The following is a 14,217-nucleotide window of genomic DNA, read 5'->3' as shown; positions in this document are numbered from 1 at the left end:
TCATCTTTGAAAAAAGGTCTAAGGTATTCGGATCTCTTTCTATTGATGGATTATCCTTTTTCTTCTGTTTAAACGTAAAAGAAAAACCTGAAATTGATCGACCTTTTTTATGCTGTTCATATTTTACAGTTATATCCGTATGCTCATTTATTTGTTTAATAGCAAGCTCAAGTACACTAGTTTTAAAGCGCTCCATACGCTTGTACTCTGTATCGAGTACACCAATTCTTTGACGGAAATCACTTAGCTCTATAACTGGAGTAGAACCGGTACTTCTCCAAGCAATTAATAGTTCATATAAGCGGACAGCATAAGCACTACTGAGATTACTAACTTGCTGTAATTCGTATTTAGTAAAATGCTCTTCTAAACGTGTAATTAATGGGACTATGGCGGGGGCAAAGATAAGCTTAACCACTGCTTCATTATCTACATATCCAATTTCACTAACCCAACGGGATCTATAGTTCTCAATATTCCCTCTTTCATTTATTTTTTGATAACTAAATTGTCTAGCAAATAAATCATTACAGGCATCTTTTAATGCTTGATAGGCAGTATTGCGATGTACACCAAATTGATTGATATAGCCTTCGGCATGTACTTCAAGGGGATCATTAGCATTAATCCCTTTCCCACTTTCCCTTGCTTCAACAATAGCCAATAAAATTAAACGTTGTTCTACTAAATCCAAGTTATAGCTTGCATTGATTAAGGCATTGTCTTTTACCACTAATTCTCTCATGAAGCACCAGTATTAATTATTATGCTATGACACAATAATTAATTTTAGTGCTATAAGCAAGGTAAACGGTGTCATATTGCAAGGTAAACGGTGTCATATTGCAAGGTAAACGGTGTCATATTGCAAGGTAAACGGTGTCATATAACCCTTGAAAGCATTGTGAACAAAGGCTTTCAGCATGTCTAAAAGCATTTAAAAGCTTTAAAATAATTAAAAGCCCAAGGAGTGAAAAATTGCCCTTGGTTTTCGCTACGCTCAAACTCTATTGAATCTCGCTTTCGCTCGATTCGTCGGGGCAATTTTTTGGCTCATCTCGTTGTGACTTCAATAAAAAGCAAAAGCACGATGAATTCGCTTCGCTCATAGAGCTTTTTTGCTCGCTGCGCTCGATCTAGAATCCAATTTTTATATGTAATTAAAAAGTTTTTAGATTCCAATATCTAAAAGATTGTTTTTCAGAGGGTCTAAGCGCGAATTTCAGCGATTTCACTCGTAGACACTCGTTCTGTACCTTCCTATATGAATTTGAGCTTAAATCGCAAATGAGTGCATTTAAAAGCTAAGTTTTATAGTAATTAGATAAAATCTTTACCTTTTGTATGAGGGTCATAAGAAAAAACAGGTTTTTTAGTCTTCAATTTTTCTGTATTTCTTTCTGCATTCGTCATTTTCATTTTTTCATTAGAAGTGGGGACCATATCCTGGGACTCCAATTTTTCTATTTTATGTAGATGTACCTTTTTTTCACTCATTCCCATTTTATTCAAATTTCGCAAAACTGAACTGTAAGAAATATTGTTCGCTAGCTCAGGTAAATCAGCGTGGATTTCCTTAATTGTATAACCAGCTTCTAGCCGTTTTTCTATTTCTGGTAATACAGAGATGATGAATTTTTTAGCGCCATGTCTAGTGACCATAATGACTTCCTCTTTCTTTAATTAATGCAATTATGTGCAACTATATGCAATTATGAGCTTTTATAAGATTTTATATGAAATTATCTGCAACTATAAGCTTTTAAGTGGTTTTTATTCATTTTGATGTGCAATTATATGCGTTTATGTGCAATTGAACTTTCAGTGATATTGGCAAGATGTGTAATGTTATATAACATGGCAAGCCCTGGTTATATAAATTACCCGACTTATTCGCTTTCAGCTCAACGTGGCATCTTGTCCTGCGGAGCTTTTGGCATAGCCAAAATGTACTGGAAATCAAAAAAATGACTGAACAGAAAAAGCCGAAACGGATACGCCAAAAAGTAATTCAAGTTGTGGTAACTGAAGCTGAAAAAAAGCAAATTGAAGAAAATGCGGCCCAGGGAAATTTGTCGGCCTCTCAGTATTTGCGTGATTTAGGATTGGGTTACCAACCTAAAAGTCTGACTGATATAAAGACAATCCAGGAAATTCGCAGCCTAAAATCAGATATGAATAAAGTGGGTGGACTACTGAAAAACTTAATGAATGGAGAGCTGAATGATCCGAAAGAGATCCGATCTAAAGTAAACGGGCTACTGCTGGATTTTTCCAAGAACCAAAATTCAATTGATCTATTCATTTCTAAAGTTAGATCCGAGATCAAGTTTTAAAAAAGTGTAAAGTGTGTCCCCTTGTATAGGGGCGTTAGCCAGCTGTCTCTTCAGAGCTGTATTTAAGTAGCAATCTAAAAAAGTGTATAGGTGTGATGCCTTGTATAGTGGCGTTAGCCTGATGAATTTCGTATAAGAGGTTTTATGTTAAATCTAGCCTGTTTGCCCTTTTATTTTTGAATTGTTTACTAGATGGCAGCATAGTTGAGTAAAATCGAATAATATGATTAGAATCATGAAATTTAGTGCGTAATCCAGACTATTACTTTAAATAGTTACCTTTTTACTCTCTACAATTCAGATTAATATAATTATCTATATTGGATATAGGCACATTCAATGAAAATTTTTAAATATTCATTTGTAATTCTAGCTGTAGTTTCAGTCTCTGCTTATACCATGAGTGACCGGCAGTCCACACAGTTTCAGGTCAAAATGAAAGTCAATGAAATTTGTGATATCGGCACAGGTTCTACTTCTAATATAGATTTTGGTACAATTTCTCGTAATACCCAAAATATCCAGGCAACGGGAAGTTTAAATGTCTCGTGTACTAATGGTACGCCTTATAATATTTCACTAAATAGTGATGGCACACTAAAGAATACTCAGGATGCTTCCTTGAAGCTTTCATATCGACTTTATCAAGATGCATCTATGAGCAAAGAATGGGGAAACAGCTCTGAAAATCTTTTTTCACAACACGGTACAGGACAAACTCAAAATATTACCATTTGGGGGAAAGTGCCTGATACTAACGTTCCTGCCGGTCAATATATAGATACAGTTACTGCTACGATTACCTATTAAATATAGAGTTTTCTAATAAGTTAAAGTCACAGTAATGGTATCGGAATATTTCCCTATACTGCTAATGCTTTGCGATGGGAGCATCGCATAAACAGGGATAGTCTGGTGGGTTATAGAATATGAAGTATCCGCCTGCCAAATGTTCGAGTGACTTGGATCCTGATATAAACTGTATTGAATATAACTTCCTAAAGAATTTTTCATACGTCTTTGTGAGCCCAATGGATTTAGACCATTATTTAAACTTACCTTCATATTGGTACCCATTGGACATGCTAATTGAATAGTCCCTGAACGATATAAAGTATTATTCAATAGCTCCACTGAACCAAAATCTATATCTGATGCAGATAAAATCAAACAGCTATTTTCATAGTTAGAATTGACGACTATATTGTTAGTTGAGCTATTTTGACTAGCTAGAGCTTCTAAATCTGAAGGTACTTCTAAGCCATAGCGATAAGCATAGTATAGCTTTATGGAAGTACTATTGGTTTTATAGGAGCCGGCAGGTACATTTTGTCCTGCAAGAACTTGACCATACATTTTGACTAATGTACTCGGACTTCCTGTATTAGCACCTACTTGAACAGACTGGCACTGAGCTGTATTTTTAGCGTCTGAGTTTGGTATCTTGCGTGTTCGTGCGACATCATAATATAAGTTATAATTTAATAAGGAAGCAGGATAGTTATCATAGTTAATCATTGTGCGAGGATCTTTAGCCGCTGGATCTATACTATCAACTACCATACATATCTTATATGTCACTGGCTGACTCCAATTTGAATTACATGTTACGGTAATATCCGTAGAAGCTGTCATCGAGCCTTGAATGTTCGCTGTGCCTAGGCTTAAATTACCTCCACTTACCCAGCAACTCTCTGCATAAGCAGATGAAGAGCATATGCTATAAGCTAAAAACAATAAGCTCATACAAGCTAAACGCTTGATGAGGCCATAAGCTTTGATTCGGTTAAATTGATGAGTTATTGACATACCACCCTTCCTAAATCGCTAAAACCTTCAAGAGTGGAAACTTCAGGAAGATTCACTTGGCATTGCTTAAGCTCATCGCCAATATATAATTTATTATTTTTCACATCATCTAAATATACAATACCATCATGAGCTACAATGGTTTTAGGAGGCTGCTGTATTGATGGTTGAATATCCCAAACAGATTTACCCACTGCTAGATTCTCTCCCTGATCATCGACTGCCTGTAATTGAACGGATTTCACTTGATACATTGGAAAACGAACGAATACACCACTTGCCTGACGAGGTACAACATCTTGCTGTGTTGTTTCTATTTTTAAATTTATGGGTAGGTTCAGGGTATCAACTGCTACACTATTATGCTGATATGGATTTAGACGATCTAATAGCAAATATCCTTTCTGATTAGTTTTACCAATTAAACGATTCTCCATACGCACCGGTACGCTAGCAATATTATCTGTTGAGACAATAGCAAATGAACCGTTACTCAAACGCGTGGGTAGTATCACGTCTTTTAGAATAACTAAACCTCCATTGACTGAGGCAAATGCACTGGTATTATTTTGTTGGTCTGATGCTGTATGTTGCACATTTAACTGTGCTAACCCATAGCGACCGAGATAGTCGATCTGCCCCTGAAATTGTGAGTATTGATCTGTACGATTGGCCATGGCTTGCCATCCCATCCCTCCCTGATCTTGATTTAGCGCATGCATTATATTGACACCAAACTGTTGGTTATCATGACTACGCTGTATTGATGCTGTGGCTGAGTTGCGTTGCGCCCACGGGATATTAAGTGATAGATAATAACTATCTTTCTTATTAATTAAATCATGCGTATAACCTAAATTTAGGTTCATACGTTGCGGCAAGATATAAGACCAGTTTAGCAATACAAACTTACTCTCTTGCTCCGTATATTTTTGCTGGATATAGCTACTTCCCAACTGACCAATTTTAGTATTAAAACCTATATAAAATTGGTCTGACCTACTGGCAAATGCCGCATCATTCAAGCTGGCAATATCATTAAACTCACCAAACTGTCGTAGCCCATTATAATTTAAACTTATTAATGTAGAGTTCCAACTATAACCTAGGCCTAATAATTGTCCATGTTGCTCAGGTGTACGACTATAAGCATAAGAGAGATTAAGCTGTCCTGCACGTTTGCCTAATTGATAAAGTGTGCCTAGTCCTACCTGTTGCAATTGATCGGTCAATTCAGTATGTGTTTCCAGAGTAAGTTTATTTGATATTCCATAACGATAGCTTCCACTAAATGCAGGATCTTGTGCATAATCAAATGAAGATAAGCCATAATTTAACTTTGGATAACCTAAATTAAAAGACCAGTCATTTAAGCTTTTTGCGAGTAGATTATTCGTACCATATAAGGGAATATTCAGTACTTGCTGTTGACCATTAATATCTGTAATGACCATTTGTGCATTGCCTGCACCTGTAATACTGGGGACTGATTGAATATCAAATTGTCCTGGTACGACATCTTGAGAAGCCTGCTTAATACCATTAATTATTAAATCTACTTGTGAAGGCAATGCTACCTGACCTTTAAAACTCATTAAGGGGGTCGTCACGGTATAGGGTTGTAAAGCAAAATTTTTCGATAAACTAAAACCACTCAAGCGAGTAGAGCGTGTCCATGACAGTGCATTACTTTGTGCATCACCTAAACGTAGTCTAAGCAATTGTTCTGGGATATCTTTTTCCCAATATGTATCCAGTATATGATGATTTATAAAGGCATTATCTTGATATTGGTAGCTACTAGAAAGGCTGAATACCCCAGCAAATAGCCCAAAAACACGAAATTCATTCCAACCATTTAAAGAAAATATATTCTCATGCTGCTGAGCAAAAGCAGTGTAATTGAGCAAGACACCTGTTTTTTCATGCAATGGATTAACTTTTGCAGCAGGCAGATGCTGATAGCCATATTGATGTTGACTGCTTAACAGTGTAATAGGTACTTGGATTGAAATTTTTTGATTGAGGTCGTCATATTTATAGCTTAGCCCTACAATCTGATCAAGTGCGATATAGGGTACCTGATCAATTATGATTGGTGCTATCTCGGTAGTAATGGCGAAATTTTTTAAGGAAGCTACATCAATATAGAGTTGCTGATCTTGTTGTAAAAAATGACCAATTTGAATCTGTGCAGACTGATTTACTTCTACATCCAAATACAATTCCTGTTGAATCGCACTGTTTATATTATTGGATAAGTATTGTTCTGCAAATGTTGTCGGTGCTGTGACCAGCATCATTCCTGCAAGTATAAAATTGCTTGCTCGAACCTTCAATGATCAGAAACTCCCTATACCTAAGGCTTATTCTGTATCAGGGAGATAATGGTAGAGTTTGTTCACGAAGATCCATATTAACTACAGCTATAAACTTTCCACCACGCGTAACATTTATATTATTTGGAATTTTCCATTGCATGCTTTTCCCACTAAGTACATAACCCATCAATCCCATTTGAATTGGTATTTTTTTGCCTTGCGCATCCATGTAGGCAAACTGACTAAAGCGCTTATAATGACTAGACTGATTGTTGATTGTTAGTGTTTGCGTATTATATTTAAAGCTCATACCTTGCAGGGATGTTATGCCTTGATCTGTATCATTACTGTCCGATACTTTTAAAAAAACAGGAATGGAATATTTGAGTAACAATTGTAGACCACTTTGTACATCAGTCTGGGAGTTAGGTAATTCATCCACGATGAGACGATAAGCTTGTTCAGTCGTATTTGCTATTTGAGTATTGCGGATCAATCGAACCAATTGCCGTTGTCCGGCAGGAATGCTAATGACCATAGGACTAGCAATTAAATCTTTGGAGTTTGTTAAAATATCTTGTTGATTGCTTTGTGTCCAAGCGTTCACTCGTACTTGTGCACGAATACTCTCATTACCTGTATTGGTCAACCAAAGTTCTTTGACTTTTTCTTGTTGTGAGAATTCTAATAAAATAGGCGCAACTTGCAAACTGGCAGCATGCGCCTGTGTTATAAAAATACTAGCTGCCAAGATTCCTGTACCACAAATGTGGAACACATGAGAGAATTTGGCTGGCTTTTTCATGTGGACTCTTTACGATAATAAAAGTTAATAAGTTACTGTAGCTGTGACGGTATCTGCATAGTTACCAGCGCGTACATTTGTAGAGCCAAATAATTTAGCAACTACAGGAATATTCTGTACATCACCTGAGCCAGTTGCAGAATATAGATTATCTTTGTTGTCCCACGCTGTATCACTAGATTCTTGAAATAATTTATACTCAATGCTAGACGTAGAGTCAGCCGTATTGGTCAATTTACCACTACCAGATAAACCAACTTTGTATGGTGTTTGACTAGTACAGGTTACATTTAAAGTACCAGTTTTATCTGTTGCTGCCATACCACTATTTACTTCACCGAAATCGATATCTGTAGCACTGATCGCACATGTTGATACGACTTCAATTTTAACTTTAAAAGTTGCATCCGCAGTTTTAGTAGAAGCATTTGTTTGTCCTGCTATAAATACGCCAGAAGAAAGCAATAATGCTGTAGTGATAAAGTTTTTCATATAAGGGCCTATTAATAATGAAACAGATGGTTTTTTTAAAAACTTGCTGTTATTTTTTAATAGTTTCATAAAAAAATTTTACTACTAAAAAATAGAGTGTGAAACATATCACATTTTATGACTTTTTCAATATTTATTGACGTTATTTTAAGCGACTTTAATTCGTATCCTGGACGGCACACCCGACGCTGATTTAAGAAATCTAAATAATAAAAAACCCCGGCATCCTGCCGGGGTTTTTCATCGTTGCTGATTGTGCTGTTGTACCCTCTGGTCCATGTGCAATAACTTATAATTTTTGTTTTATGTTATGGAACATCCTGTTCCTGATGACTTGATCATAGGAAAATTCCACTGTCCCAGGTAGCCGCAAAGGGCCGAGATTTATGTACGCCAGAGCGTACAAAATAGCCTAAATTTTATCCACAAAAAATGTGGATAATTTTGGACATTGAGGCATTGATAAAATTTGAAAAACCTCAAAATTGATTACTTTTTAAACAAATTTATTGGCAAGAACTATCAAAACCGCTCATAAAAAAGCCGACTTGTTTCAAAATCGGCTTTTTGCGGTTTTTACGATCAGGATGAATTTTTTAAGTTATTGATATTTATATTAATATACAAGTGTACTTCGTATAACCGCCACTATGTTAAATGGATAGTTGTTTAGTGGGAAAATCAAGTTTTTGAAATTTCAAATTGAAGTTTTTTCGTTCAATTAGTAATTGTAATTTATATTCTATTGAATAACTATTTCATAACTTTTCCTATCATATTTGGCTGCATACGTAGCTACTTCTTGATTAATCTCTTTATGATTTTTATCTAAATATGAAAAGATTATTGAATCCTCATTGTGCCGCTCGTAATTGATGGCGTATTTATATTCTGAATAAGGATAAAGAGTACCTAAGCTATAAGTTTTTTGAGCACTAATATAAGTTACTTTAAGGTCTGTAATTGGATAATCAGTCTGATTTTTAATAAAAATATATCCATCTTTTTCAAATGGCTGGCATCCTATAAGTAGAACTAATGTAAGACAGTAAAATAGGCTATTCTTCATTTTGGTAGTTCTTCAATTGGTCTTATGAGTCGATTAATAACTATAACTTTTGAGGTATCACAGCTATGATCTACTTCAGTTATCCAAGAATAATTATTTTTTTCTAGAGGATAGGATTCTCCGCCTCCATATGCTGCTTTATCACCTAAAAAATAAGTATCCGAATCTACTTTTAGGCTCTTAGTTTCCGTATCCCAATCTAGAGTTTTTGTAGCAAAAATTGGCAGAACTTTAGAGCCATCAGCATGTTCTAGGTATAGGCATTTACCTTCCCTAATAAGCTTAGCCTCACTATAACTTGCATTATCTGCTCCCCCCGTATATTGAATACGTGGAACAACTATATTTGATTCAATTTTTTCTGTAACTGGACTGCAGGCTGCAAGTAAACTTAATAAAATAAATTCTAATCTTTTCATATTAAAGGAATTTTTTGAGAAAGTAATAGAGAAATTAAAGCAAATTATTCCAAAAGGCTCTGATTAAAAATTGTTAAAATTAGTAGATATATGAGAGGAAATTATGAAAAAATTTTTATACTTCAATTGCTTATCTTTTATTTTTACTTATTTATCTTTGTTTTATCAGAAATATACATTAGTGGATCGTATAGTTGTAGACAAGCTTGGAAAAGTTAAAGTCATTGGAGGAGGATTTCCCTTACAGTTTTTAGTAGATGGTGAAGTATCTCCAGGTGGGAGTATAGCGCTAGATCCTTTAAATATTATTATAGGAATAGATCAATTTATCTTCTTATATTTTATTTTTGATTATTTGTTCTGGATAAGTGTTTTATTTGCTTTTTACATAATTTTGAAAAGGTACAAACTAAAACAGATTTTCTAAAATTAACATAATACACGTTATACGAATTCCCAAGGCATGGCTTTTAGTTATGCTTTTTTTTATCAAAAGAGTATAGCTGAATGATAGCGAGCCAAATCGCATACAATATCTATCATTAGACTTAATGCAATAATTAAATGATATTGTTATCATTAATCTAATAGAATTAAGATTAAATGATAGAAATGAATACACGTATTTATCTACGAGCTTCAACTAAAGATCAAGATGCAGAAAGGGCTTTGCAGATTCTTCAGGATCTAAACCAAAACTTGAATTTGGGCGAAACCATTGTGTACGTGGAAAACTATAGTGGTACGAAGTTAGACCGACCTGAATTGAATAAGCTACTGTCAGAAGCAAATCAAGGCGACACCTTGTTGGTTGAAAGTATTGACCGATTATCACGCCTAACCCAACAGGATTTTCAAGAGCTGAAGCGCAGGATCCAGGAGAAGGGACTTCGTTTAGTCGTAGCAGATCTTCCTACTACCTACCAAATGATTCAAACCAGTGACAGCATTACTCATTCAATCCTGGATCTCATCAACAATATGTTGATTGATCTCCTGGCAACAATGGCCCGCCTGGACAATGAGAAACGTATAGAACGTATTAAGCAGGGCTTGGCACGTTCGGGTTACAAGCCAACAGGTAAGAAAGCCAATGAGGCTAAGCACAAACGAATAAAAGAATTACTAGCAGCTGGCAATATGACTAAGGAAGAAATTGCCAAAGCAGTGAATTGTGGAGTTGCAACTGTTTATCGAGTTGCTAAAGTCATTTAAAAAGGCTTGTATCAGTGCTTCCCTTATGTCATATCTATTTACAAAGGAGCAAGGCATTTTTAAAGATCAAAAGACGGAATTAATGATGAAAAAGCATTTGATTTTCCTTGTTTTTATAGTGATGGTTTTTATTTTAGCTCTAGTTGTAAAGATTAATAATGATCATAAAAAACGGCAAGCATTAAACAAATTGGAACTAGTTGAAAAGCAAATCCATTAGGTATATGAATATTAAGATAAATAAAAAGCCCTATAGTCTCTCCCGTTACTATAAGGCTTATAAATCTCTGCAATTTTTTTCTTAACTACCTACTTTTCCGATGTAGGTTATGAATATATTTTACCTATTGGTAAAAACAAAGATATAAGACAAAAGGTGAATATGCTAGGAATTTCGCATAACAACCATTATGTTAAATGGGTTCTAAAAAAGGCTTTAATTCTGTTGAAGAATGTATGTACAGAGGATGCCCAGGTTCTCCACTTTTATTTAATTTAAGATAATGGAGCTTATCTTTTAGAAGTTGTTTTACAAAAGTTGATCTGTCTTTAAATATTCCAGCATTTCCCCAACAAGCAATAAGTTGATGAGATTCTGTAGCTAATTGCTGCAAGTAAGCATCATTTTCAGGGCCAATTGGATCTTCCTGAGACATCATTTCTTGTGGATCAGTGGCTCTATATGCAAAAAGATTAGCCATGTAGATGCCACCACCACCCCAACTTTTAGCAAAGTTAATACAGCGATTGATAGTTGGATCATCTTGAATATGATCTGCTGTTGAAGGATTTAGGCCAATAAATGTAAATATAGGTTTCTCTTTATCCCAAATACGCCAAAGTGAATAACGATATTTACTACAATCTGAAATTATTGCACCCTTTTCCATAAACCCCTCTATTTAAATATATGATTATGTATCTTGTATCATAACCTCTAATTCTTATGAAAAAGAAAGTGAATTTAATTCATGGAGATATCACAGAATTTCCAGTAGATGCTCTTATTAGTTCTGCAAATAAATCTTTGTTAGGTGGGGGTGGCCTAGATTATATCATTCATAAAAAAGCAGGATCTCTGATGAAAGAGGCTTGTATCCATCTAAATAAAACAAAAGGTGGTTGTCAGACTGGCTGTGCAGAAGTAACCGTTGCAGGTGACCTACCTGCTAAATTTGTTATTCATGCGGTTGCTCCTAGATGGCTAAATGGTGAAAAAAATGAACCACAATTATTGTGTAATACTTATAGTAGTGCTTTAAGAAAAGCAGAGGAAATTAAAGCTCAAACAGTTTCTGTTCCGAATATGGGAACTGGGGTCTATAACTTTCCTAAGCAGCTAGCAGCAGAAATTGCTATAGGTACTATCTTGTCAGAATTACCTTTTTATAATGAAGTGAAAGAAGTCTTTTTTGTCTGCTATGACATAGTAAATTACGAGATTTATAAGGGCATATTAGAAAATATTGATGACCCTAAAATTGAAATCTTAATTTAAGTTTTCCTAAAATTAATATAATACACGTTATACGAAGGCAGAAATGGGAGCTATAAACTCCCATTTTTAGTCTTTAATTCGCTTTTTCGCTTCGTCATAAACTATGCTATCAGCTCGTTTTCCGACGGTAATGAGCAGGATAACTACCTGATCATCTTTAACTTGATAGACAAGTCGGACACCAGCTTTTAATAATTTGATTTTATAGCAACCTGCAAGATCGCCTCTAAGCATATTCTTTGGAATATGTGGCTGCTCTATGACTTTGGCTAGTTTCTTTTTAAATTGATCTCGTATAGCAACAGGGAGTTTTTCCCATTCTGCTGTAAAGTCCTTGTGACGTAAAAGCTTATAAGTCATCTAATGTGACTTCCTCAAACATCTCTTTAGGATCATTAATGCGCTTACGGACAAGAGCTAATAATTCTTCATCTTCTTCCGAAAGCAAAGCTTTTTTGACGGGCAGTTTCCCAGTCGTAGCAACATACTCAAGAATACTAGTGAAGAAATCCGTAGGTGCAATACCTTGCTCTTTAAGGATTGAATAAGATTTTTCTTTAAGGGCTTCATCGACCCTGAAGTTAACAGTAGCCATCATCTTTCCCAAGTGTTTAATGTACTAGGAATAGTGTAATGCAAATTGCATTACAAGTCGACTTCGCATAACCGCCATTATGCTAAATAGGCGTTAATTATTAGGTTACTTAAAACGAATATACATATGATATATATGAGATTCATCGCTAGGCTTACGTTTATCGACTTCGATATAATTTAGGTTCTCTACTAAAGCACTTAATTTTTCATAACCATAACTACGAGCGTCAAAAGAAGGATCATTCTTAACCATATATCCTCCTACTCCAGATAAAGAAGCCCAATCTGAGTCTTTTGATACTGCATTAATAGCAACTTTTAATGCATCTTTTAACTTTTTATCTTTTGATAATTCAATTTTTTTATTTGTTTTTGGAGGAGTTTTACCACTTACTTCCAGGGGAGTAACTTCTTCTAGTTTAGGTGTTAAATTTTCAACAAAAATAAATTGATCACATGCAACAATAAAAGCATTGGGAGTCTTTTTTTCACCAAAACCGTAGACGACTAAACCATTTTCTCTAATTCGTGTTGCTAGTCTTGTAAAATCACTATCTGAAGAAATTAAGCAAAATCCATCTAGATGACTCTGATGAAGTAAATCCATTGCATCAATTATGAGTGCTGAGTCTGTAGAGTTCTTTTTCGATGTATAGCTAAACTGTTGAATTGGTTGAATTGCATGCCTATGAAGTTCTTCTTTCCAAGATTTTAAATTTGGTTGAGTCCAATCACCATAGATCCGCTTAATATGAGCTGTACCAAAGCGTGCTATCTCTTTTAATAAATTTTCGCATACAGAAGCTTGAGCATTATCTGCATCTATTAATACAGCAAGTTTTAAACTATTTATTTCGGACATTTTTAGATATTTATCAATGGTTTAATTTAATTTATAAAAATAACACCTGAATTACAATGTTTATTATGATTTTTATTGAGTAATTTTAATTTATCTAAAATTAACATAATACACCTTATACGTAATGCGTTATAATTATCTATAGAAATCAATGCTGTAGTTTCTAGTTGATAGCCCATCTTCCCCAAGGTGGGCTTTTTTTATGACTTTTCACGTTCCACGCTTATTATTTAATCAAAGTTTCACGAGTTTGATTAGGTCAATTGAATAATCAGGATGCCTGGTCTTTTTCTTTTTGGCGTTCATCCAGCTCTTTTTTGAGTGCCTTTTTATCCTGGTACGATGCAATCAGCATGATCGGGATCAGCAGCGGGGCCACAATAATTCCCAAGGCAATGTCTTTCAGTTTCGGCATGATCTCTCTCCCTTAGTCATTATCAAAAACAGCATTCAGCACACGGCCAAATAAGCCACGTTTTTTAGGTTGTGGCACTGCCACATTTTGCAACGTGGCATGCTGTAGCGTTTGGCTGTGGTGTGCTGTAGTTTTTTGCTGTGGCACTGCCACGTTTTCTACAATATTTAATTCATTATTCTTTTTATTATCATTGTCTTGTTGTGTTGTCGCATGCTGTGGCATATCGGTGTCGCATGCCGTAGCATCTTCTTGTGGCGCTGCCGTGGCGGGTGCAACAGTTTTTAACTCAATAAGCGTCTGCATACGGTCGATTTGCTGCATTAAACGCTCTTCACGTTCTTGGTATTTTTTAACTTCATTTTCTAAATGAATAATG

The 14,217-nt window shown here is 35.1% G+C and carries 18 protein-coding genes and 1 pseudogene; 5 read left to right on the top strand and 14 right to left on the bottom strand.

All coding sequences use genetic code 11. From position 1 onward, the window contains the following. Together repM and FTT73_RS14885 are read right to left on the bottom strand one after the other, a co-directional pair. A partial coding sequence (gene repM / locus FTT73_RS14890; RefSeq protein ID WP_180191609.1) for a replication initiation protein RepM occupies nt 1-745 on the bottom strand: 745 nt, incomplete at its 3' end. 575 nt (nt 746-1,320) lie between these two features. Then, nucleotides 1,321-1,662, bottom strand: coding sequence for a hypothetical protein (locus tag FTT73_RS14885; RefSeq protein WP_163169833.1), 342 nt, complete (start codon nt 1,660-1,662; stop codon nt 1,321-1,323). A gap of 305 nt (nt 1,663-1,967) precedes the next feature. On the opposite strand from FTT73_RS14885, the gene FTT73_RS14880 reads away from it, so the two are divergent. Together FTT73_RS14880 and FTT73_RS14875 are read left to right on the top strand one after the other, a co-directional pair. Beyond that, complete coding sequence (locus FTT73_RS14880) at nt 1,968-2,336, top strand: LysR family transcriptional regulator (RefSeq protein WP_180191608.1); 369 nt, start codon at nt 1,968-1,970, stop codon at nt 2,334-2,336. A gap of 339 nt (nt 2,337-2,675) precedes the next feature. Then, nucleotides 2,676-3,146 (top strand): spore coat U domain-containing protein, encoded by a 471-nt coding sequence (locus FTT73_RS14875; RefSeq protein ID WP_180075650.1) that lies wholly within the window; start codon nt 2,676-2,678, stop codon nt 3,144-3,146. A 12-nt stretch (nt 3,147-3,158) separates the two neighbouring features. On the opposite strand, the gene FTT73_RS14870 is transcribed toward FTT73_RS14875, so the two are convergent. The 6 genes from FTT73_RS14870 to FTT73_RS14845 all read right to left on the bottom strand — a co-directional run bounded on the left by FTT73_RS14870 (nt 3,159) and on the right by FTT73_RS14845 (nt 9,251). Then, entirely contained in the window at nt 3,159-4,145 is a 987-nt protein-coding gene (locus tag FTT73_RS14870) for a spore coat U domain-containing protein (RefSeq protein ID WP_180075649.1), read from the bottom strand. Beyond that, nucleotides 4,136-6,484, bottom strand: coding sequence for a fimbria/pilus outer membrane usher protein (locus FTT73_RS14865; protein ID WP_180191607.1), 2,349 nt, complete (start codon nt 6,482-6,484; stop codon nt 4,136-4,138). The genes FTT73_RS14870 and FTT73_RS14865 overlap by 10 nt, the downstream gene beginning before the upstream one ends. 37 nt (nt 6,485-6,521) lie before the next feature. Next, nucleotides 6,522-7,271: a molecular chaperone gene (locus FTT73_RS14860; RefSeq protein ID WP_180075646.1), complete on the bottom strand. Its 750-nt coding sequence runs from the start codon at nt 7,269-7,271 to the stop codon at nt 6,522-6,524. A gap of 24 nt (nt 7,272-7,295) precedes the next feature. Further along, nucleotides 7,296-7,832 (bottom strand): spore coat U domain-containing protein, encoded by a 537-nt coding sequence (locus FTT73_RS14855; RefSeq protein ID WP_218946080.1) that lies wholly within the window; start codon nt 7,830-7,832, stop codon nt 7,296-7,298. 673 nt (nt 7,833-8,505) lie between these two features. Beyond that, entirely contained in the window at nt 8,506-8,832 is a 327-nt protein-coding gene (locus tag FTT73_RS14850) for a hypothetical protein (protein ID WP_004797785.1), read from the bottom strand. Next, nucleotides 8,829-9,251, bottom strand: coding sequence for a hypothetical protein (locus FTT73_RS14845; RefSeq protein ID WP_004676061.1), 423 nt, complete (start codon nt 9,249-9,251; stop codon nt 8,829-8,831). The genes FTT73_RS14850 and FTT73_RS14845 overlap by 4 nt, the downstream gene beginning before the upstream one ends. 103 nt (nt 9,252-9,354) lie before the next feature. On the opposite strand from FTT73_RS14845, the gene FTT73_RS14840 reads away from it, so the two are divergent. Both FTT73_RS14840 and FTT73_RS14835 read left to right on the top strand, forming a co-directional pair. Then, the gene (locus FTT73_RS14840) at nt 9,355-9,678 is read left to right on the top strand and encodes a hypothetical protein (protein ID WP_004676058.1); all 324 of its coding nucleotides are present in this window, start codon (nt 9,355-9,357) and stop codon (nt 9,676-9,678) included. A 176-nt stretch (nt 9,679-9,854) separates the two neighbouring features. Continuing rightward, the gene (locus FTT73_RS14835) at nt 9,855-10,466 is read left to right on the top strand and encodes a recombinase family protein (protein WP_004889724.1); all 612 of its coding nucleotides are present in this window, start codon (nt 9,855-9,857) and stop codon (nt 10,464-10,466) included. A 413-nt stretch (nt 10,467-10,879) separates the two neighbouring features. On the opposite strand, the gene FTT73_RS14830 is transcribed toward FTT73_RS14835, so the two are convergent. Continuing rightward, entirely contained in the window at nt 10,880-11,356 is a 477-nt protein-coding gene (locus tag FTT73_RS14830) for a DUF1643 domain-containing protein (protein ID WP_033134783.1), read from the bottom strand. Between the two features lie 56 nt (nt 11,357-11,412). Between FTT73_RS14830 and FTT73_RS14825 the strand changes: the two genes are divergently transcribed. Then, nucleotides 11,413-11,964 (top strand): macro domain-containing protein, encoded by a 552-nt coding sequence (locus tag FTT73_RS14825; protein ID WP_033134790.1) that lies wholly within the window; start codon nt 11,413-11,415, stop codon nt 11,962-11,964. 66 nt (nt 11,965-12,030) lie between these two features. Here FTT73_RS14825 and FTT73_RS14820 read toward each other — a convergent pair whose 3' ends face one another. The 5 genes and pseudogenes from FTT73_RS14820 to FTT73_RS14800 all read right to left on the bottom strand — a co-directional run. Then, a complete protein-coding gene (locus FTT73_RS14820) occupies nt 12,031-12,324 on the bottom strand; it encodes a type II toxin-antitoxin system RelE/ParE family toxin (protein ID WP_000221358.1) in 294 nt (97 codons plus the stop codon). Continuing rightward, entirely contained in the window at nt 12,314-12,559 is a 246-nt protein-coding gene (locus FTT73_RS14815) for a type II toxin-antitoxin system RelB/DinJ family antitoxin (protein WP_000246756.1), read from the bottom strand. Before FTT73_RS14815 ends, FTT73_RS14820 begins: the two co-directional genes overlap by 11 nt. A 105-nt stretch (nt 12,560-12,664) precedes the next feature. Next, complete coding sequence (locus FTT73_RS14810) at nt 12,665-13,423, bottom strand: NYN domain-containing protein (protein WP_180191606.1); 759 nt, start codon at nt 13,421-13,423, stop codon at nt 12,665-12,667. A 271-nt stretch (nt 13,424-13,694) separates the two neighbouring features. Further along, nucleotides 13,695-13,838, bottom strand: a complete 144-nt coding sequence (locus FTT73_RS14805) for a hypothetical protein (protein ID WP_001125247.1) — start codon at nt 13,836-13,838, stop codon at nt 13,695-13,697. A gap of 12 nt (nt 13,839-13,850) precedes the next feature. Beyond that, a pseudogene (locus FTT73_RS14800) lies at nt 13,851-14,217 on the bottom strand (DNA-binding protein); the annotation flags it as partial.

This window comes from Acinetobacter sp. YH01006 (genome assembly GCF_013420445.1).
GTDB classification, from domain to species: domain Bacteria; phylum Pseudomonadota; class Gammaproteobacteria; order Pseudomonadales; family Moraxellaceae; genus Acinetobacter; species Acinetobacter pseudolwoffii.
This window is presented reverse-complemented; position numbering and strand designations above follow the sequence as displayed.